A 20033-nucleotide genomic window follows, 5' to 3' on the forward strand; every position below is an offset into this window, starting at 1 on the left:
AATATTGTAGGAGCGAGGCTTGCCCGCGAAGACGTCGTAACATCCAACATCAACGTTGATTGTTACACCGTCTTCGCGGGCAAGCCTCGCTCCTACAATGGGTTTTGCGTTGGCCTTAGGGCCGGGTTACTGCTTTTTGAGCAACCACTTGCGCTCGCCGGGTGCAAACTGCGGCATCTCGTCCGCCAAGGCGGTGTTCACGGCCTGAAATAGCTCCAGTTCCTTGCCTTTGCGGGCGAAGATCCAGGTATTGCCTTGGCCATTGAGTTGCAGCCAGATGTTGTCGTTGCCGATGCTCATCGATGCGCAATCGCCGGTCAGGCACAGGGCGTAACGGTCGGCGCCGGGCAGGCCGGACACTTGGCCGTCGGCCTGAAACTGCACAGTGCCACCTTCACCTGGACCGCTGATGATTTTCCAGCTGCCGCCCATGTAGGCCGAGTACAGCGCGCGCTCGAAGCTGGCACCGATTGGTGCTCCGTCCGGGACCTGGATCTGGGCGCGGTCGAAAAGCTGCTCTGGTTCGTTTTCGCTGGCGACTTGGTGCAGTTGCTTGCCATCACGCTTCAGCTCGCTGGCGGAACTGCCATAAAAATCGACTTTCCAGGCGCCGGATTCTTCGCCCAGCAGCTTGCCTTCGACGTTTTCAAAACCATTGGTGTAGCGCGCCTGACCTGCTCTGGTGTTGACATCCCATTCCAGGTTCGGGCCATAGGCCTGGAGCGCTTCACGCAGGGAGCCGCCTTTGGAGGCTGAATCGATCGCCGCCTGATTGATCCAGGTGCCGCTGATATCACGGTCGGCAGGGTTGCTGGCACATCCGCCCAGGAGTAGGGCGACCAGCGAGAGAGCTAGCGCATGGCGCATGATGGAATCCTTTCAGAACCCTTTGTACAAGATCAGTCGGCGCAGCCTCGCAAGGTTGCGCCGGACACATTACTCGATGACCAGAATGGCATCCATTTCAACCTGCGAACCCTTTGGCAGGGCTGCAACACCGATGGCGGCGCGGGCTGGGTAAGGCTGGTCGAAGTACTTGCCCATGATCTCGTTGACCTTGGCGAAGTGGCTCAGGTCAGTGAGGAAAATGTTCAGTTTGACGATGTCCTTGAACGAACCGCCAGCGGCTTCAGCCACGGCTTTGAGGTTCTCGAACACCTGGACGGTCTGGGCTTCGAAGCCTTCGACCAATTCCATGGTTTTTGGGTCCAGAGGAATCTGACCCGACATGTACACGGTGTTGCCAGCCTTGATCGCCTGGGAGTAAGTACCGATGGCGGCCGGGGCCTTGTCGCTGTTGATAACGGTCTTGGTCATGTATGACTCCTTGTGAAGGGTGGGCTACGCACGCATGCGGGTGATGCGGATGACCCCGGTCAGGGCGCGCAGTTTCTTGATCACGCGGGCCAGGTGCACGCGGTCGTGCACGCTGACCACCAGTTGGACCACGCTGATACGACCGTCGCGTTCGTCCATGCTGATTTTTTCGATATTGCCGTCGGCCGCGTTGACACTGCTGGCCAGCAGGGCGATCAGGCCGCGCTGGTGTTCCAGTTCGACGCGCAGCTCGACGTTGAATTCGCCGGTGACATCCTTGGCCCACGAGAGCTGGATGCATTTTTCCGGGTTGTGGCGGATTTCGCTGATGTTGCGGCAGTTGTCCAGGTGCACCACCATCCCTTTGCCGGCGGACAGATGGCCAACGATCGGGTCGCCCGGGATCGGCGTGCAGCACTTGGCGTAACTGAGCACCAGGCCTTCGGTGCCGCGAATGGCCAGCGGACCTTCCGGGCTTGGCAGCTGCTCGCCTTCGCCGAGCAGGCGGCGGGCGACTACGTAAGCCATGCGATTGCCCAGGCCGATGTCTTCGAGCAGGTCTTCGATCAGTTCCAGGCGATATTCGTGGAGCATCAACTGCACACGCTCGGCCGGGACTTTTTCCAGCGAGCTGTCGAAGCCGTTGAGCACCTTGTTCAGCAGGCGTTCGCCGAGGCTGATGGATTCGGAGCGGCGTTGCAGCTTAAGCGCATGGCGGATGTGGGTCCGCGCCTTGCCGGTGACCACGAAGTTGAGCCATGCCGGGTTCGGCCGTGCGCCGGGGGCGCTGACGATCTCGACCGTGGAGCCGCTTTGCAGCGGTTCGGACAGCGGCGCGAGACGACGGTTGATCCGGCAGGCAATGCAGCTGTTGCCCACATCGGTGTGCACCGCATAAGCGAAGTCGACTGCCGTGGAGCCTTTTGGAAGCTCCATGATCCGGCCCTTGGGCGTGAACACGTAGACCTCGTCCGGGAACAGGTCGATCTTCACGCTCTCGATGAATTCCAGCGAGTTGCCGGCCCGTTGCTGCATCTCCAGCACGCCTTTGACCCACTGGCGGGCGCGGGCATGAGTGCCTTTGGGCTGTTCGTCGCCGCTGGATTTGTACAGCCAATGGGCGGCGATGCCGTTGTTGGCCATCTCTTCCATTTCACGGGTGCGGATCTGGATCTCGATCGGTACACCGTGCATGCCGAACAGCGTGGTGTGCAGCGACTGGTAGCCGTTGGCCTTGGGAATCGCGATGTAATCCTTGAAGCGCCCCGGCAACGGTTTGTACAAATTATGCACAGCACCCAGCACGCGGTAGCAGGTGTCGACCTTGTCGACGATGATCCGGAACGCATACACGTCCATGATCTCGTTGAAGGCCCGACGCTTGCCGCGCATTTTCTTGTAGATGCCGTAGAGGTGTTTCTGACGACCGCTGACCTCGCCCTGGATGCCGTCGATGGCCAGGCAGTGGCTGAGGGACTCTTCGATCTTGTTGACGATTTCCTTGCGGTTGCCCCGGGCGCGCTTGACCGCCTGGTTGATCCGCGCGGAACGCATCGGGTGCATGGCCTTGAAGCCGAGGTCTTCGAATTCTATGCGGATGGCGTGCATGCCCAGCCGGTTGGCGATCGGCGCATAGATTTCCAGGGTTTCCTTGGCGATCCGCCGGCGCTTTTCGCCGGACAGCACTTCCAGGGTGCGCATGTTGTGCAGGCGGTCGGCCAGCTTGACCAGGATCACGCGAATATCGCGTGCCATGGCCATGGCCATTTTCTGGAAGTTTTCGGCCTGGGCTTCGGCTTTGGTCTCGAAGTTCATCTGGGTCAGTTTGCTGACCCCGTCGACCAGTTCGGCCACGGTTTCGCCGAACTGCGCTTGCAGCGCTTCCTTGGCAATACCGGTGTCTTCGATCACGTCATGCAGCATTGCGGCCATCAGGCTTTGATGGTCCATGTGCATGTCGGCAAGAATATTCGCCACCGCAAGAGGATGCGTGACGTACGCCTCACCGCTGCGGCGGCGTTGACCGTCGTGGGCTTGTTCGGCGTAGAAGTACGCTCGGCGGACCAGATTGACCTGGTCCTTGCCGAGGTAGGTCGATAAGCGATCGGCGAGGGCGTCTATGCTCGGCATGATGACACCTGCCGTTTGCTATGACCCCGCGCCGTGCTACGTCGACCAGGCATGGCTTATACTGCCTCGTTGGACTCGTCCTCGAACGCTGCGAACAGCGGTTCGTCTTCGACGATTTCAGCGTTGGCGATGAACTCGTAGCTCATCAGGCCTTCAGCGATTTCACGCAGCGCTACAACTGTAGGCTTGTCGTTTTCCCACTGAACCAGGGGCTCTTTGCCACCAGTGGCCAGTTGACGGGCACGCTTGGTAGAGAGCATGACCAGCTCAAAGCGGTTTTCCACGTGTTCTAGGCAGTCTTCAACGGTTACGCGGGCCATGGTATTCCTCGGAGCGAATGCAATATGCGCGCTGCCCGGTTGGGCGAGCGGACTCAACAGTTTAAAAAATCACCAGCGATTAGGGAAGCGCTGATTTTTTGACCAGGCTCTTCAACGCGCTATAAGCACCAATGTAAAGCCCTTGCAGCGGTTTTGGGAAGAGCTGATTAGCCGAGCAATTCAGCCAATAATTTGCCATGACGCTGCTGCTGACGCTTCTGATGTAGCTGATTGGCGCGGAAAATCGCCTTCAGATCGTCCAGTGCGTGGGCGAAATTGTCGTTGATGATCAGGTAATCGTAGTCGACGTAATGGCTCATCTCGCTGACGGCTTCGCGCATCCGGCCTTCGATGATCTCGTCACTGTCCTGGCCGCGATTGGTCAGGCGCTGGTGCAAGGCCTCCAGGGACGGCGGCAGAATGAAGATCGAGCGGGCCTGGGGCATCAACTTGCGCACTTGCTCTGCACCCTGCCAGTCAATTTCCAGAATCAGGTCGTGGCCTTCATCCAGGGTCTGCTGCAGGTGGCTTTGCGAAGTGCCATAGAGATTGCCGAACACTTCGGCGCGCTCGAGGAAATCTCCGTGCTCGATCATCTTCACGAACTCGCTGCGTTCGACGAAGTGATAGTTCACGCCGTTCACTTCACCAGGGCGCATGGCGCGGGTGGTGTGGGAGACCGAGACGCGGATCTCCTGGTCAGCATCGGTCAGGGCTTTGACCAGGCTGCTCTTGCCCGCACCCGAAGGTGCGGAAATGATGTACAGGGTGCCGGTACTGTGGGTCATGTCAGGTTTGCCTTACTCAATATTCTGTACTTGTTCGCGCATCTGCTCGATCAACACCTTGAGGTTGACCGCCGCTTGGGTGCTGCGCGGGTCGAAGGCTTTGGAGCCCAGTGTGTTGGCTTCGCGGTTGAGCTCCTGCATCAGGAAATCCAGGCGTCGACCGGCAGCGCCGCCGGATTTGAGCACCCGGCGAACTTCGATGATGTGAGTGCTCAGGCGATCCAGTTCTTCGGCGACGTCGCTCTTTTGCGCGAGCATGACCATTTCCTGCTCCAGGCGCTGCGGGTCGAGGTCGGCCTTCATGTCGGTGAAGCGGTCGAGGACTTTCTGACGCTGCGTGGCGAGCATCTGCGGGACCAGCTCACGCAGGATCACCACATCTTCTTCGATGGACGTCAGGCGTTCGTTGATCAACCGCGCCAGCTCCGCGCCTTCGCGCTCGCGGCCGGCCTTGAGTTCTTTCAGGCCTTGGTTGAACAGCGTCAGGGCTTCGGCATTCAGCGCTTGCGGGTCGGCGGCGTCGGCCACCAGCACGCCGGGCCAGGCCAGGACTTCCAGCGGGTTCAGCGCGGCAGGGTTCTTGATCAGGCTGGCGACGGTCTCGGCGGCAGCGACCAATTGCGCGGCGCGCTCGCGGTCCACTTGCAGTGGTTTGCCAGTGCTTTCTTCGGTGAAACGCAGGGTGCATTCGAGCTTGCCCCGGGAAATTCCCTGGCGCAGGGCTTCGCGGACGGCGCCCTCGAGGTCGCGGAAAGATTCCGGCAGGCGCAGATGGGGTTCCAGGTAGCGGCTGTTGACCGAGCGCAGCTCCCAGCTCAGGGTGCCCTGGACGCCGGCTTTCTCGACGCGGGCGAAGGCGGTCATGCTGTGCACCATGGAGGTACCTCGCAATGCAGGTCGGCGCGTAACCCATGGTTCGCGGACCCGCTATCTGTGAATTAAAGCCGACAGGCAGCAAAGGCGCAGGATTGTAGCGCAGTGGGGCGGATGCGCCCAATCACACGCGGTGACAATGAGCTGCAGGCCGTCGGCTACGCTCTATTCAGAGCCTTCAATCGTCGGGTGATTTTTTTAGAAGTGCCCACTCGCGGCCCACGGCTCTATAATGCTCGGCAGTTTTCCGTCCCCCGTACAGGTAATCCCTATGAAACGTCCAAGTGGTCGCGCTGCCGATCAGCTCCGCTCGATCCGCATTACCCGCAACTACACCAAACACGCCGAGGGATCTGTACTGGTCGAGTTCGGTGATACCAAGGTTATCTGCACCGTCAGCGTCGAGAACGGCGTGCCGCGTTTCCTCAAGGGTCAGGGCCAGGGCTGGTTGACCGCTGAATACGGCATGCTGCCGCGCGCCACTGGCGAGCGTAACCAGCGTGAGGCGAGCCGCGGCAAGCAAGGCGGCCGCACTCTGGAAATCCAGCGTCTGATCGGTCGTTCCCTGCGCGCTGCGCTGGACATGTCCAAGCTGGGCGACGTCACCTTGTACGTCGACTGCGATGTGATCCAGGCTGATGGCGGCACCCGCACCGCGTCCATCACCGGCGCCATGGTTGCACTGGTCGATGCCTTGAAAGTGATCAAGAAGCGCGGCGGCCTCAAAGGTGGCGACCCGCTCAAGCAAATGATCGCTGCCGTTTCGGTGGGCATGTATCAGGGCGAACCTGTGCTTGACCTCGACTACCTGGAAGACTCGGCTGCCGAGACTGACCTCAACGTGGTGATGACCAGCACTGGCGGTTTCATCGAAGTCCAGGGCACTGCCGAAGGCGCACCGTTCCAGCCGGAAGAGCTGAACGCGATGCTGGCACTGGCGAAGAAAGGCATGATCGAGATTTTCGAACTGCAGAAGGCTGCACTGGCTGACTGATTGTTTTGATGTCCGGCAAAGGAGAGCGCCATGAGTGATGAACAGCAGTTGCTTCCCACCCCGAGCTCCGAGGCTCGCCAGTGGGCGATGTTTTGTCACCTCTCGGCGTTTCTCGGTGTCTGGTTTCCGTTCGGTCACCTGATCGGGCCGCTGATACTCTGGCAGTGGAAGCGTGAAGCCGACCCGTTCATCGATGCCCAAGGCAAAGAAGCGCTGAACTTTCAGATCACCGTGGCCCTGGTCTCGGGCATCTGTTACGTGCTGATGCTGGTGTTGATCGGTTTTGCGCTGCTGCCGCTGGTCCTGATCGGGGCGATGGTGCTGTGCATCATTGCCGGGCTCAAGGCCAATGACGGGGTGCCTTACCGCTATCCCTTCACCTGGCGGTTGATCAAATAACAGGCAGTAAAAATCAGCGCGCACAAAAAAGCCGACAGCGATGTCGGCTTTTTTGCATCTGCGAAAAGACGCTTAGATGGTCAGCGTCCAGTCGTAGTCCACGATCAGCGGTGCGTGCTGCGAGAACCGTGGCTGACGTGGCAGGCGTGCGCTGCGTACGAAGCGGCGCAGGCCAGGGGTCAGCAACTGGTAGTCGAAGCGCCAGCCCAGGTTGAGCATCTCGGCCTGTTCGTTGTCCGGCCACCAGCTGTACTGGTCGCCTTCGCGGCTGACTTCCCGCAGGGCGTCGACATAACCCATGTTGCCGACAATCTCGTCCATCCAGGCACGCTCAGGCGCCAGGAAGCCCGGGGATTGCTGGCTGTCGCGCCAGTTCTTGATATCCAGCTTCTGTTGCGCCACGTACAGCGAGCCACAATAAATGTACTCGCGACGTTTGCGTCGCTGTTTATCCAGATAACGGGCGAAGTCGTCCATTAGCTTGAACTTCTGGTTCAAGTCTTCATCGCCATTCTGCCCCGAAGGGAGCAGCAAGGTCGCGATGCTGACCTTGTCGAAATCGGCTTGCAGGTAGCGCCCGTAGCGGTCGGCCGTCTCGAAGCCGAGACCGCTGATGACAGCCTTCGGTTGCAACCGCGAGTACAAAGCCACGCCACCTTGGGCGGGAACTTCGGCTTCGCAGGCATAAAGGAAGTAGCCATCCAGTTGGAAGGCTGGATCGTCCAGTTCAAAGGCGGAGGCGCGGGTGTCCTGCAGGCAGATGACGTCGGCATTCTGTGCTTGCAGCCAACTGAGCAAACCACGCTCGACTGCAGCCTGAATACCATTGACGTTCACACTGATGATCCGCATAAGTGGCCCCAAAAATCGCGTGCGGGTATGATACACGGCGTCTACCTAATTAGCTAAATCCGTGGTATTTGGGGTTTTTTTCATGCAAGCGTATCAACGCGATTTCATTCGTTTTGCCATCGATCGCGGCGTTTTGCGCTTCGGTGAGTTCACCCTGAAGTCCGGGCGCACCAGTCCATACTTCTTCAATGCCGGCCTGTTCAACTCAGGGAAGGCCCTGGCGCAGTTGGGCCGTTTCTACGCGGCAGCCATCGTCGAGAGCGGTATTTCCTTCGACGTACTGTTCGGCCCGGCCTACAAAGGCATCCCGTTGGCGGCAGCCACCGCCGTGGCGCTGGCCGAACATCACGACCGTGACCTGCCATGGTGCTTCAATCGCAAGGAAGCCAAGGCCCACGGCGAAGGTGGCAGCCTGGTCGGCGCGCCATTGACTGGCGACGTGCTGATCATCGACGACGTGATCACCGCGGGCACCGCCATCCGTGAAGTGATGCAGATCATCGCTTCCCAGGACGGCGCCAAAGCTGCCGGTGTGCTGATCGCCCTGAACCGTCAGGAACGTGGCAATGGTGAATTGTCGGCCATCCAGGAAGTGGAACGTGACTTCGGCATTCCAGTGATCAGCATCGTTTCGCTGAACCAGGTGCTGGAGTTCCTGGCTGACGATCCGCAGCTCAAGCAACATTTGCCTGCGGTTGAAGCCTACCGCGCCCAGTTCGGCGTGTAACCACGCTCCCACAGGGATCGCAGGCAGCAAAAGACCCCGCTCAGCAAGCTGAGCGGGGTCTTTTGTTTATGTATGGCCCAGTCCCCCAGCTTTATTTTTTGCTGGTGCTGCTGAATGTCTCGGCCTTTTTGATCCCGGTGGGTTTATTGGTTTTCTCCGGGTACGGATCAGCCACAGCATCGCCCTGGCCAGTCAGAATTCTCCAGCCATGACGGGTGTGTGCGGTTTTGCGGAGTTGCGGGCAGGGCGGCATCGATGTTTTGCCCTGATTCGAGTATTCGTGACCGCAATCGACACAGGCATAGGTGCCAGGTGAAACATCGCTGCCGTAAGGGACGTAGTCTTTTTGCATGGGTAGACCTCCTGTGGATTCAGAGAAGATCCTATGCAGATTGCTTTCTTCGTGAAGTCGGACGTTTCGCCCAATCAGGTCAGGCATTTCCGGCGCGCATAAAAAAGATCGCAGACTTCGTCAGCTCCTACAGGTTTTTCGTACATCCGAAATCCGTAGGTGCTGCCGAAGGCTGCGATCTTTTTAAGGTTTTGAATCAGGGACGCTTGCGATTGCTGATCAGCGTACCCACACCGGTGTCGGTGAAGATTTCCAGCAGAATTGCATTTGGCACCCGACCATCAATGATCAGCGAGCTGCCCACGCCACCCTGTACCGCTTCCAGTGCGCAACGGATCTTCGGCAGCATGCCGCCGTAAATGGTGCCGTCGGCGATCAGATCGTCGACTTGCTGGGTGCTCAGGCCAGTCAGGACCTTGCCGCTCTTGTCCATCAGGCCGGCAATGTTGGTCAGCAGCATCAGCTTCTCAGCTTTCAGAGCCTCGGCCACTTTACCGGCCACCAGATCGGCGTTGATGTTGTACGACTCGCCGTTGGCACCGACGCCGATCGGCGCGATCACCGGAATGAAATCGCCTTTGACCAGCAGGTTCAGCAGGTCGGTGTTGATCCCGACCACTTCGCCGACGTGGCCGATGTCGATGATTTCCGGCTGGGTCATCTCAGGGGTCTGGCGGGTGACGGTGAGCTTCTTCGCGCGAATCAGCTCGGCGTCTTTACCAGTCAGGCCGATGGCGCTGCCGCCGTGACGGTTGATCAGGTTGACGATGTCCTTGTTGACCTGGCCGCCGAGGACCATTTCCACCACGTCCATGGTCGCGGCGTCGGTGACGCGCATGCCATCGACAAAGTGGCTCTCGATCGAGAGTCGCTTGAGCAGGTCGCCGATTTGCGGGCCGCCGCCGTGAACCACCACCGGGTTGATGCCGACGGCTTTCATCAGCACGATGTCACGGGCGAAGCCGGTTTTCAGCTCCTCGCTTTCCATCGCGTTGCCGCCGTATTTGATCACCAGCGTCTTGCCGACATAGCGGCGAATGTAAGGCAGCGCTTCGGACAGGACCTTGGCGGTGTTGGCGGCGGCTTCGCGTTCGAGGGTCATTCAGGGCTCCGGGTGCTTCAATAGATCAAAACGGTAGTTGGAGATCAGGTGCAACGCGCTTCAGCTGGACGTGGAATACATCCTTGATGCGCTGCAATTCAGCCTCGTCATCGGCCTCGAAGCGCAGCACCAGCACCGGTGTGGTGTTGGAGGCGCGAACCAGGCCCCAGCCTTTGGCATAGTCGACTCGCACGCCGTCAATGGTGGTCAGGTCGGCGCCTTCACCCCACTGTGCGTCATGCAGTGCATCAATGATGCTGAATTTGCTCTCTTCGGTCACATGGATATTGATTTCCGGCGTAGAAATATCGTTCGGGAAGGTCGCGAACAACTCTTCCGCGGTGGATTTCTCTTTGCTGAGGATCTCCAGCAGCCGCGCGGCGCTGTAAATGCCGTCGTCGAAACCGAACCAGCGCTCCTTGAAGAAGATATGCCCGCTCATTTCGCCGGCCAACAGGGCGCCGGATTGTTTCATTTTCTTTTTGATCAGCGAGTGACCTGTTTTCCACATCAGCGGACGACCGCCATATTCCTTGATCAGCGGGATCAGGCGGCGGGTGCATTTGACGTCGAAGATGATTTCCGCGTCGGGGTTGCGTGCTACCACATCTTTGGCGAACAGCATCAGCAGGCGGTCCGGGAACACGACGCTGCCGGTGTTGGTGACCACGCCTACGCGGTCGCCATCGCCGTCGAAGGCCAGGCCCAGGTCGGCGTTGGTTTCCTTGACCTTGGCGATCAGGTCTACCAGGTTTTCCAGCTTGCCCGGGTCCGGGTGATGGTTCGGGAAATTGCCATCGACATCGCAGAACAGCGGGATGACTTCGCAGTTCAGGGCTTCGATCAGTTGCGGGGCAATCACGCCGGCCGCGCCGTTACCGCAGTCGACCACCACTTTCAGGCGGCGGGCGAGTTTGATGTCCTGGACGATTTCGGTGTTGTAGCGGTCGAGAATCTCGACCTTGGTGATGCTGCCCTTGCCGCTGCTCAGGTTGTTGGTCTTGAGGCGGTCGTGCAGGGCCTGGATCTGTTCGTTGGCCAGGGTATCGCCGGCAATGACGATCTTGAAGCCGTTGTAGTTCGACGGGTTGTGGCTGCCGGTGAGCATCACCCCGGATTTGCCGGCCAGTACGTTGGCGGCGTAGTACAGCGCTGGCGTTGGCACCAGGCCGACGTCGCTGACGTGGCAACCGCTGTCGGCCAGGCCCTGAATCAGTTGTTCCACCAGTTCCGGGCCGGACAGGCGACCGTCGCGGCCGACGGACACATTGGGTTCGCCCTGGGCCAGGCTCTGGGAGCCGATGGCGCGGCCGAGCCAATAAGCCGTTTCAGCGTTCAAGAATTCCGGGACGGTGCCACGAATGTCGTAGGCGCGGAAGATGCTGTCGGGGAACTTGGGTGCGACTTGGGCTGGGGTGCTCATCTGTAGGAATGCTCCATCTTGAAAGTGGCTGGACCTGCCGGCGAAAAACTCGTCGGCAGGCTCAAACTGAAGGGTATGACGGTGTTTTCCACCGAGAGTTCGTGGTGTGAAAAGGCCATGCCATCAACATCGGCGAGCAATTGGCCGGCCAATGCCTTGATTTCCAGTGGTAAACCTTCCAGATGACGTCTGTGCAATTTTCATCCTTAAAATGCAGAGGGCAGGTCAGGCCAGGCAGTGCTCCCAGCCTGAATGCCGATGATCAGTGGCTGCCGGAGTGGCCGAACCCGCCGGTGCCGCGCTGGGTTTCGACGAACTCTTCGACCATTTCAAAATGCGCTTGAACCACCGGTACCAGCACCAATTGGGCCAGGCGTTCGCCGACAACGATGTTGAAATCGGTCTGGCCACGGTTCCAGCACGACACCATCAGCGGGCCCTGGTAATCGGAGTCGATCAGGCCGACCAGATTGCCCAGCACGATGCCGTGCTTATGGCCCAGGCCCGAGCGCGGCAGAATCAACGCCGCCAGGCCCGGATCGCCGATGTACACCGACAGGCCGGTAGGGATCAGCAGGGTCTCGCCCGGCTTGATGACAGTGTCTTTTTCCAGCATGGCGCGCAGGTCGAGGCCGGCGGAGCCGGGCGTGGCGTACTGCGGCAGCGGAAATTCGGTGCCGATGCGTGGGTCGAGGATCTTGGCTTGCAAAGCGTGCATGTAAATTAAACCTGGTTCAGACGTTCGGCGATAAAAGTGATCAGCTGGCGGGCAATCTTGCCTTTGCTGGTCTGGGCAAAAATAGTGGCGTGCAATTCCCGGTCGATCACGCTGCAGGCGTTTTCTTCGCTGTTGAAGCCAATACTCGGGTTGGCGACGTCGTTGGCGACGATCAGATCGAGGTTCTTGTCTTTCAACTTGCGGGCAGCGTAGTCGAGCAGGTGTTCGGTTTCGGCGGCAAAGCCGACACTGAACGGACGGTCGGGACGGGTGGCGATGGTGGCCAGAATGTCTGGGTTGCGCACCATTTGTAGCAACAAGCCGTCGCCGCTTGTAGGGTCTTTCTTGAGTTTCTGTGGGGCCACGACTTCCGGACGGTAATCCGCGACCGCTGCCGAGGCGATGAACAGGTCGCAAGGAATCGCGGCTTCACAAGCGGCGAGCATGTCCCGGGCGCTGACCACGTCGATGCGCGTGACGCGATCCGGAGTCGGCAGGTGCACCGGGCCGGTGATCAGGGTCACGCGGGCGCCGGCTTCCACCGCTGCCTCGGCCAGGGCAAAGCCCATTTTGCCGGAGCTGTGGTTGGTGATGTAGCGCACCGGGTCGATGTTTTCCTGGGTCGGGCCGGCGGTGATCAGCACGTGTTTACCGGTCAGCGCCTGACGCTGGAAGCAGTCTGCCGCGCACTGGGCGAGGTCGGTGGCTTCGAGCATGCGGCCCATGCCGACGTCGCCGCAGGCCTGGCTGCCGGAGGCCGGGCCGAAGACTTTGAAGTTGCGGCTTTCGAGGGTTTGCAGGTTGGCCTGGGTCGCCGGGTCGCGCCACATGGCCTGATTCATCGCCGGCGCCACGGCGACTACCGCGTCGGTGGCCAGCACCAGCGTGGTCAGCAGGTCGTCGGCAATGCCTTGGGCCAGGCGAGCGATCAGGTCCGCAGTGGCGGGGGCGATCAATACCAGATCGGCCCATTTGGCCAGTTCGATGTGGCCCATTGCGGCTTCGGCCGCCGGGTCCAGCAGGTCCAGGTGGACCGGGTGCCCGGACAGGGCCTGCATGGTCAGCGGGGTAATGAATTCGCTGCCGCCACGGGTCATGACCACGCGCACTTCAGCGCCCTGGTCGATCAGGCGGCGAACCAGCTCGGCGCTCTTGTAGGCAGCAATGCCGCCGCCGACGCCCAGAACGATGCGTTTCCGATACAGCCGCTGCATAGGTCTGCCTTTCATTTCGTTGATGACTGCATGGCGATACCCCCTCCCCAGGGGTGAAATCGCCCGCAAAAAAGATGGGCTACGATATCACAGCGACCGCTACGGAACAGCGGCGCCCACAGACATGGAGGTGTTATGAGCATTCGCGATTGGCCAGCGGCGGAGCGACCGCGGGAGAGGTTACTTGAGTTGGGTTCGGCGAGTCTTTCGGACGCCGAGTTGCTAGCGATTTTTTTACGTACCGGTGTATCGGGTAAAAGTGCAGTAGATCTGGCACGACATCTGTTGAGTCAGTTTGGCAGCCTGCGCTCACTGCTCGAAGCCGATCAGGCTGCGTTCAGCAGGCAGTTGGGGCTCGGGCCAGCGAAATTCGCTCAGTTGCAAGCGGCACAGGAAATGGGCAGGCGGCATTTAGCCGAACGTGCGCGCCAGAAGTCGGCGCTGGAAAATCCGCAGGCGGTTCGTGATTACCTGAAGTCGATGCTGCGCCACGAGCCTCACGAGGTGTTCGGGTGTCTGTTTCTGGATTCCAAGCATCAAGTGCTGACCTTTGAGGTGCTGTTTCGTGGCTCTATCGACAGCACCAGTGTCTATCCAAGGCAAGTGGTTAAACGCGCTTTAGCCCACAACGCCGCAGCGTTGATCCTCTGCCACAACCATCCGTCGGGTAACTCCAACCCCAGTCAAGCCGACCGAATGCTGACCAAGCGCCTGCAAGAGGCGCTGGACCTGATCGATGTGCGGGTGCTCGACCATTTCATCGTCGGTGACGGCGATCCGTTGTCGATGGCTGAGTACGGGTGGATGTGAAGGGGAAAGGCTGGATGAGTCCCTGTGGGAGCGAGCCTGCTCCCACAGCTTTTGTGGCGACGCTGATTACTTGAAGTTGACCTTGGAGTAATCCTGCCGGCCAAACGGGCTGACCTGATAACCCTCGACGTCTTTGCGCGTCAAGGCGAAGGCCGTTGGGTGAGCCAGTGGCAGCCACAACGCCTGTTGCTGGATCTGCGCCTGGGCCTGTTCATAAAGCTTGGTGCGCACACCTTGCTCGCCAGTGGTCTTGCCGGCGCTGATCAGTTTGTCCAGGTCCTGGTTGCAGTAGCGGGCGAAGTTGGTGCCGGATTTGATCGCCGCGCAGGAAAACTGCGGTGTGAGGAAGTTGTCCGGGTCACCATTGTCGCCGGCCCAGCCCATGAACAGCAGGTCATGTTCGCCGGCCTTGGCGCGACGAATCAGCTCGCCCCATTCGATCACGCGGATCTCGGCCTGAATGCCGATTTCCGCCAGGTCCGACTGAAGCAACTGTGCGCCGAGGCTCGGATTGGGATTCAGGAGGCTGCCGGAAGGGCGGGTCCAGATGGTGGTCTGGAAGCCATTCTTGAGCCCGGCCTTGGCCATCAGTGCCCGGGCTTTCTCGACATCATGCGGGTAGCCCGGCAGGTTTTTGGCATAGCTCCAGGTATTGGGCGGGTAGGGCCCATTGGCAGGCTCGGCGGTGTCTTCGAATACGGCCTTGAGGTAGTTGGCCTTGTCGAACGCCAGGTTGATTGCCTGGCGCACTTCCGGCTTGTCCAGCGGCGGATGCTGGCTGTTGATGCCGACGAATGCGGTCATGAACGCGTCAGTCTTTTCCACCTTCAAGGTCGGTTCCTGCTTCGCAGCCTGTACGTCCAGCGGTTTCGGCGACAGGGCGATCTGGCACTCGTTGCGGCGCAATTTCTGCAGGCGCACGTTGGCATCCGGAGTGATTGCGAAGATCAACGGGTCCACCGATGGCCTGCCCTGGAAGTAGTCGCGGTTGGCCTTGTAGCGAATCGACGCATCCTTCTGGAAGCGCGTGAAGATGAACGGGCCGCTGCCGATCGGCTGGCTATTGAGCTTCTCCGGAGTGCCGGCCTTCATCAGTTGGTCGGCGTACTCGGCCGAATAGATCGAGGCGAAGCCCATGCTCAGGGTCGGCAGGAACGTCGAGTCCGGGTGATCGAGGGTGAAGCGAATGGTCAGCGGGTCTAGTGCGTCGATCTTCTTGATCAGCGTCGGTAACTGCATCGATTGAGCGTGTGGGAAACCACTCTGGGCTACTTTGTGCCACGGGTTCGCCGGGTCGAGCATGCGGTCGAAGCTGAACTTGACGTCTTCGGCGGTCAGGTCGCGCGTCGGGCTGAAGTACTCGGTGTGGTGAAATTTCACCTGCGGGTGCAATTTGAAAACGTAAGTCAGGCCGTCCGGCGTAACTTCCCAGCTGTCCGCGAGGCTGGCGACCACCTTGCCGCTGACGGTATCGAAGTCCACCAGGCGGTTCATCAGCACATCGGCCGAGGCATTGGTGGTGGTCAACGAGTTGTATTGCACCACATCGAACCCTTCCGGGCTGGCCTCGGTGCAGACGCTCAGGGCGGCTGCATGGGCCAGGGGGCTCAGTAGAAGCGGTGCGAGCAGCAGCGGTAGGGCAGCGAGGCGCATGGTTGGATTCCTTTACAGATGAAGGCCCATCTGCAAGTGCAGTCTGGAAAAGGCCTACCCTAGTGGGCTCTTTTGAAAATGACTATCCCCTTTTTCATTTTGAGGGGAGTATGGGCGATTGTTTTCGGTGGGTGACGATTGATAAAACCCCTGGATTGGCCTGTTGGCCGATTTTCTGCGACGAGCGGTCGCTATCGGGCTCAGCCTTTGTCCAAGGCACTCGGCGCCCGAAAAGCCGGGTTTTTATCAACTCAATTCACACCGGTTGTTGTTGCTCTCTGGTCTTTCTGGTATAAAGCAGCGCTCTTTTCTAGGGGCCCGGTTCCTTCGCTTGTAGGTGTAGCCGGTAAGACCCTTAAAGAAACGCGGCGCCTGGCGCCAAATGACTGAGAGATTAAGCGGCCAACCCATGCCGGGTTGGGCATGTGGTTTTAGAGGGCTGAGGCATGTCGAGAGTCTGTCAAGTTACCGGTAAGGGTCCGGTGACTGGGAATAACATTTCCCACGCAAACAACAAAACCCGTCGTCGTTTCCTGCCGAACCTGCAGCATCACCGCTTCTGGGTTGAAGAAGAGAAACGTTTCGTGCGTCTGCGCGTATCTGCCAAAGGCATGCGTATCATCGACAAGCGTGGCATCACTGTCGTGCTGGCCGAAATCCGCAAAGCTGGCAAGATCTAAGGGAGCTAATCATGCGTGAATTGATTCGTTTGATTTCGAGCGCCGGTACTGGTCACTTCTACACTACTGACAAGAACAAGCGCACTACTCCGGACAAAATCGAGATCAAGAAATATGATCCGGTTGTTCGCAAGCACGTGATCTACAAAGAAGGCAAAATCAAGTAATTGATTTTTCCCTCTTACGAAAAAGGCCCATATCGCGAGATACGGGCCTTTTTTGTTGGCTGTCGGTTCAAGTGGCACAAACCTTCAAGCCTTCTGTTCAAACACCACATAAATCTTGCGGCACGGCTCCAGCACTTCCCAGGTGCCTTTGAAGCCGGCCGGAATCACGAAGCGATCGCCCACGCGCAGGGTCTTGGCGCCGCCGTCGTCATCGCGCAGCACTGACACCCCCTGAACGATTTCGCAGTATTCGTGTTCCGTGTAGTTCACCCGCCACTGACCGATTTCGCCTTCCCAGACACCTGCACTCATCTGGCCGCACGGGCTGTTGTAGTGGTTGTACACCGCTTGCTCGGGGTCGCCCTTGAGGACTTTGGCCTGGTCTGGCCGATAGCGATCGGGCTGGGTGGTGGCCTGACTGAAATCGACGATATCCTGAATGCTCATGCTGGTATTCCCCCGTGATTGCGGCGCGACTGGCTGGAAAATTGAAAGTCTATGTTTATTAAAATGAACATCGCAAGGTCGTTTAACGGCCTTTTGTCAAATATATTGAAACTTCACCCGCCGCTGGTTTAGGGTAACGGTTGCCTTGAGCCGAAAAGCAGGCTGGCCGGGCAGAATTCCTGACAGCACCCGCGAAGAGCGTGGGCGCTCGTATTCAATAAGAGGAGGACACTCGTATGACCACCCTGACTCGTGCCGACTGGGAACAACGGGCTCGCGATCTGAAGATCGAAGGCCGTGCCTACATCAATGGCGAATACACCGATGCAGTCTCCGGTGAAACGTTCGAGTGCATCAGCCCTGTCGATGGCCGTCTGCTGGGCAAGATTGCCAGCTGTGACGCCGCCGACGCCCAGCGCGCCGTGGAAAACGCTCGCACCACGTTCAATTCCGGTGTCTGGTCGCGCCTGGCGCCGACCAAGCGCAAAGCCACCATGATTCGTTTTGCCGGCTTGTTGAAACAGCATGCCGAAGAGTTGGCCCTGCTCGAAACCCTGGATATGGGCAAGCCGATCAGCGATTCCCTGTACATCGACGTTCCCGGCGCGGCGCAAGCCTTGAGCTGGAGCGGTGAGGCCATCGACAAGCTCTACGACGAAGTCGCCGCCACCCCGCACGATCAGCTGGGGCTGGTGACTCGCGAGCCGGTTGGCGTGGTCGGTGCGATCGTGCCGTGGAACTTCCCGTTGATGATGGCCTGCTGGAAACTCGGCCCGGCGCTGTCTACCGGTAACTCAGTGATCCTCAAGCCTTCGGAAAAATCGCCGCTGACGGCTATTCGTATTGCAGCGCTGGCAGTTGAAGCCGGCATCCCGAAAGGTGTGCTGAACGTGCTGCCGGGTTACGGTCATACCGTCGGCAAGGCCCTGGCCTTGCACAATGATGTCGATACCCTGGTGTTCACCGGTTCGACCAAGATCGCCAAGCAACTGCTGATCTACTCCGGCGAATCGAACATGAAACGTGTCTGGCTCGAAGCCGGTGGCAAGAGCCCGAACATCGTGTTCGCCGATGCGCCGGACCTGCAAGCCGCCGCCGAATCGGCTGCCAGCGCTATTGCCTTCAACCAGGGCGAAGTCTGCACCGCCGGTTCGCGCCTGCTGGTCGAGCGTTCGATCAAAGACAAATTCCTGCCACTGGTGATCGAAGCCCTCAAGGCCTGGAAGCCGGGTAATCCGCTGGACCCGGCGACCAACGTCGGTGCGCTGGTGGATACCCAGCAGATGAACACCGTGCTGTCCTACATCGAATCCGGTCACTCCGATGGCGCCAAACTGGTGGCTGGCGGCAAGCGTATTCTTCAGGAGACCGGGGGCACCTACGTCGAGCCGACGATTTTCGACGGTGTCAGCAACGCGATGAAAATTGCCCAGGAAGAAATCTTTGGCCCGGTGTTGTCGGTGATCACGTTCGATACCGCCGAAGAAGCCGTTGCGATTGCCAACGACACCCCTTACGGCCTCGCGGCGGCAGTATGGACCACGGACATCTCGAAGGCCCACCTCACCGCCAAGGCATTGCGTGCGGGTAGCGTTTGGGTCAACCAGTACGATGGCGGCGACATGACCGCGCCGTTCGGTGGCTTCAAACAGTCCGGGAACGGTCGCGACAAGTCATTGCACGCGTTCGACAAGTACACCGAGCTGAAGGCGACCTGGATCAAGTTGTAAGCCTGTGTGGAGCCCGATCGAACATCGGGCTCCCGAGCGACACAGATCCCCTGTGGGAGCGGGCTTGCTCGCGAAGGCGCCGTAACAGCCAACGATGATGTTGGATGTGATGGCCTCTTCGCGAGCAAGCCCGCTCCCACATTTACTTTGTGCGGCCAGTAAAAATAACAATCCACAGGAGCGTGGAACATGCGTTGGGCGACTTATTTCGCCGTCTTGGCGTCTGTCTTGAGTGTCGGCCTGGCCCTGGGCGTCAGCATGCCGTTAGTGTCGCTGCGCCTGGAAGGCTGGGGTTACGGCTCGTTCGCGATTGGCGTGATGGCGGCGATGCCGGCCATTGGCGTGTTGCTGGGGGCGAAGATCTCCAGCCATCTCGCGGCCCGTCTTGGCACGGCCAATCTGATGCGCCTGTGCCTGTGGGCCGGGGCGGTGTCCATCGGCTTGCTGGCGCTATGGCCGAGCTACCCTATCTGGCTGGTGCTGCGGTTGATGATCGGGGTGATCTTGACACTCGTCTTCATCCTTGGTGAAAGCTGGATCAACCAACTGGTGGTCGAGCAATGGCGCGGCCGATTGGTAGCGCTGTATGGCAGCAGTTATGCGCTGAGTCAGCTGGCCGGGCCGCTACTGTTGGGGGCGTTGGGCACCGAGCACGATTACGGTTTCTGGGTGGGCGTCGGTTTGCTGATGACGTCACCGTTCCTGCTGCTGGGCCGTAGCGGAGCGCCCACCAGTGAGGCCTGCAGCGTGACCCTCAACGATTTGCTGAACTTCTGCCGCGGCCTGCCGGCAATTGCCTGGGCGGTGTCGCTGTTTGCTGCGTTCGAAGCGATGATCCTGACCTTGTTGCCGGTCTACTGCCTGCGTCAGGGCTTCACCACGGAAATCGCTTTGGCGATGGTCAGTACGGTGGTGGTGGGGGATGCCTTGCTGCAATTGCCGATTGGTGCGCTGGCTGATCGCTTGTCGCGGCGTACATTGTTTACCGGCTGCGCGATGCTCTTGCTGCTGTCGAGCCTGGCGATTCCATTGCTGATCGATACGTTGCTGATCTGGCCGCTGTGGGTGTTGTTTGGCGCCAGCGCTGGCGGTCTGTTCACCTTGTCGCTGATCCTGATCGGTGAGCGTTATCGCGACGATGCGCTGGTGCGGGCCAATGCCCATATCGCGCAGCTGTGGGGGATCGGTTGCCTGATCGGGCCGTTGGCGGCCGGTGCCGGGAGCCAGTGGATCAGCGGGCATGCCTTGCCGTTGCTGATGGCGGCGGGCGCGTTGGGGTTGGTGATTCTGGTATCGCGGCAAGGGGCGTTTGGGACGGTGCAGCCGGCGTAGATCCT

22 protein-coding genes and 1 pseudogene are annotated in these 20033 nt (G+C 59.6%); 8 read left to right on the top strand and 15 right to left on the bottom strand.

Translation table 11 applies throughout. The features are described from left to right. Positions 1-126: 126 nt before the first annotated feature. The 6 genes from AC1RL4_RS04540 to AC1RL4_RS04565 all read right to left on the bottom strand — a co-directional run bounded on the left by AC1RL4_RS04540 (position 127) and on the right by AC1RL4_RS04565 (position 5431). Positions 127-867 (bottom strand): hypothetical protein, encoded by a 741-nt coding sequence (locus tag AC1RL4_RS04540; RefSeq protein WP_019580464.1) that lies wholly within the window; start codon positions 865-867, stop codon positions 127-129. Between the two features lie 69 nt (positions 868-936). Then, on the bottom strand, positions 937-1317 hold the full coding sequence (locus AC1RL4_RS04545; RefSeq protein ID WP_003177257.1) for a RidA family protein: 381 nt from the start codon (positions 1315-1317) through the stop codon (positions 937-939). A 24-nt stretch (positions 1318-1341) separates the two neighbouring features. Next, entirely contained in the window at positions 1342-3447 is a 2106-nt protein-coding gene (gene spoT, locus AC1RL4_RS04550) for a bifunctional GTP diphosphokinase/guanosine-3',5'-bis pyrophosphate 3'-pyrophosphohydrolase (RefSeq protein ID WP_007934594.1), read from the bottom strand. Positions 3448-3503: 56 nt separating this feature from the next. After that, entirely contained in the window at positions 3504-3767 is a 264-nt protein-coding gene (rpoZ, locus tag AC1RL4_RS04555) for a DNA-directed RNA polymerase subunit omega (RefSeq protein ID WP_003177259.1), read from the bottom strand. A gap of 167 nt (positions 3768-3934) precedes the next feature. Further along, a complete protein-coding gene (gene gmk, locus AC1RL4_RS04560) occupies positions 3935-4555 on the bottom strand; it encodes a guanylate kinase (protein WP_018927481.1) in 621 nt (206 codons plus the stop codon). A 12-nt stretch (positions 4556-4567) separates the two neighbouring features. Further along, a complete protein-coding gene (locus AC1RL4_RS04565) occupies positions 4568-5431 on the bottom strand; it encodes a YicC/YloC family endoribonuclease (RefSeq protein ID WP_019580465.1) in 864 nt (287 codons plus the stop codon). Positions 5432-5699: 268 nt separating this feature from the next. Between AC1RL4_RS04565 and rph the strand changes: the two genes are divergently transcribed. Both rph and AC1RL4_RS04575 read left to right on the top strand, forming a co-directional pair. Beyond that, positions 5700-6422 carry a ribonuclease PH gene (gene rph, locus AC1RL4_RS04570; protein ID WP_007934600.1) on the top strand — a complete coding sequence of 241 codons (723 nt, stop codon included), beginning with the start codon at positions 5700-5702 and terminating at the stop codon, positions 6420-6422. A gap of 30 nt (positions 6423-6452) precedes the next feature. Continuing rightward, positions 6453-6821: a DUF4870 domain-containing protein gene (locus AC1RL4_RS04575; RefSeq protein WP_018927483.1), complete on the top strand. Its 369-nt coding sequence runs from the start codon at positions 6453-6455 to the stop codon at positions 6819-6821. A 72-nt stretch (positions 6822-6893) separates the two neighbouring features. Here the strand turns inward: AC1RL4_RS04575 and crc are convergent, their stop codons facing one another. Further along, positions 6894-7673: a catabolite repression control protein Crc gene (crc, locus tag AC1RL4_RS04580; RefSeq protein ID WP_007934608.1), complete on the bottom strand. Its 780-nt coding sequence runs from the start codon at positions 7671-7673 to the stop codon at positions 6894-6896. 82 nt (positions 7674-7755) lie between these two features. Between crc and pyrE the strand changes: the two genes are divergently transcribed. Continuing rightward, positions 7756-8400 (top strand): orotate phosphoribosyltransferase, encoded by a 645-nt coding sequence (pyrE, locus tag AC1RL4_RS04585; RefSeq protein ID WP_018927484.1) that lies wholly within the window; start codon positions 7756-7758, stop codon positions 8398-8400. 91 nt (positions 8401-8491) lie between these two features. Here pyrE and AC1RL4_RS04590 read toward each other — a convergent pair whose 3' ends face one another. From AC1RL4_RS04590 to coaBC, 6 genes and pseudogenes are all read right to left on the bottom strand, one after another. Then, positions 8492-8752: a zinc ribbon-containing protein gene (locus AC1RL4_RS04590; RefSeq protein ID WP_019580466.1), complete on the bottom strand. Its 261-nt coding sequence runs from the start codon at positions 8750-8752 to the stop codon at positions 8492-8494. Positions 8753-8948: 196 nt separating this feature from the next. After that, positions 8949-9854: an acetylglutamate kinase gene (gene argB / locus AC1RL4_RS04595; RefSeq protein ID WP_018927486.1), complete on the bottom strand. Its 906-nt coding sequence runs from the start codon at positions 9852-9854 to the stop codon at positions 8949-8951. A 25-nt stretch (positions 9855-9879) separates the two neighbouring features. Then, positions 9880-11256: pseudogene (locus AC1RL4_RS04600) on the bottom strand (phosphomannomutase/phosphoglucomutase); the annotation flags it as partial. A 17-nt stretch (positions 11257-11273) separates the two neighbouring features. Further along, entirely contained in the window at positions 11274-11474 is a 201-nt protein-coding gene (locus tag AC1RL4_RS04605; RefSeq protein WP_019580467.1) for a hypothetical protein, read from the bottom strand. Between the two features lie 65 nt (positions 11475-11539). Next, the gene (gene dut / locus AC1RL4_RS04610; RefSeq protein WP_019580468.1) at positions 11540-11995 is read right to left on the bottom strand and encodes a dUTP diphosphatase; all 456 of its coding nucleotides are present in this window, start codon (positions 11993-11995) and stop codon (positions 11540-11542) included. Positions 11996-12000: 5 nt separating this feature from the next. Continuing rightward, positions 12001-13209, bottom strand: coding sequence for a bifunctional phosphopantothenoylcysteine decarboxylase/phosphopantothenate--cysteine ligase CoaBC (gene coaBC, locus AC1RL4_RS04615; protein WP_019580469.1), 1209 nt, complete (start codon positions 13207-13209; stop codon positions 12001-12003). 135 nt (positions 13210-13344) lie between these two features. Here coaBC and radC point away from each other — a divergent pair, with 135 nt between their 5' ends. After that, entirely contained in the window at positions 13345-14019 is a 675-nt protein-coding gene (radC, locus tag AC1RL4_RS04620) for a RadC family protein (RefSeq protein ID WP_019580470.1), read from the top strand. 66 nt (positions 14020-14085) lie between these two features. Here the strand turns inward: radC and AC1RL4_RS04625 are convergent, their stop codons facing one another. Then, positions 14086-15672, bottom strand: coding sequence for an ABC transporter substrate-binding protein (locus AC1RL4_RS04625; protein WP_019580471.1), 1587 nt, complete (start codon positions 15670-15672; stop codon positions 14086-14088). A gap of 446 nt (positions 15673-16118) precedes the next feature. Between AC1RL4_RS04625 and rpmB the strand changes: the two genes are divergently transcribed. Continuing rightward, on the top strand, positions 16119-16352 hold the full coding sequence (gene rpmB / locus AC1RL4_RS04630) for a 50S ribosomal protein L28 (protein WP_007894701.1): 234 nt from the start codon (positions 16119-16121) through the stop codon (positions 16350-16352). Between the two features lie 11 nt (positions 16353-16363). Beyond that, positions 16364-16519: a 50S ribosomal protein L33 gene (gene rpmG, locus AC1RL4_RS04635; protein WP_003177274.1), complete on the top strand. Its 156-nt coding sequence runs from the start codon at positions 16364-16366 to the stop codon at positions 16517-16519. Between the two features lie 84 nt (positions 16520-16603). Here the strand turns inward: rpmG and AC1RL4_RS04640 are convergent, their stop codons facing one another. Then, positions 16604-16966, bottom strand: a complete 363-nt coding sequence (locus AC1RL4_RS04640) for a cupin domain-containing protein (RefSeq protein WP_019580472.1) — start codon at positions 16964-16966, stop codon at positions 16604-16606. Positions 16967-17202: 236 nt separating this feature from the next. Here AC1RL4_RS04640 and AC1RL4_RS04645 point away from each other — a divergent pair, with 236 nt between their 5' ends. Both AC1RL4_RS04645 and AC1RL4_RS04650 read left to right on the top strand, forming a co-directional pair. Beyond that, positions 17203-18696, top strand: a complete 1494-nt coding sequence (locus AC1RL4_RS04645; RefSeq protein WP_019580473.1) for an aldehyde dehydrogenase — start codon at positions 17203-17205, stop codon at positions 18694-18696. Between the two features lie 189 nt (positions 18697-18885). Beyond that, positions 18886-20028, top strand: a complete 1143-nt coding sequence (locus AC1RL4_RS04650) for an MFS transporter (RefSeq protein ID WP_019580474.1) — start codon at positions 18886-18888, stop codon at positions 20026-20028. The last annotated feature ends 5 nt before the right edge of the window (positions 20029-20033 follow it).

It is taken from the genome of Pseudomonas sp. GW822-FHT07A10 (genome assembly GCF_058798795.1).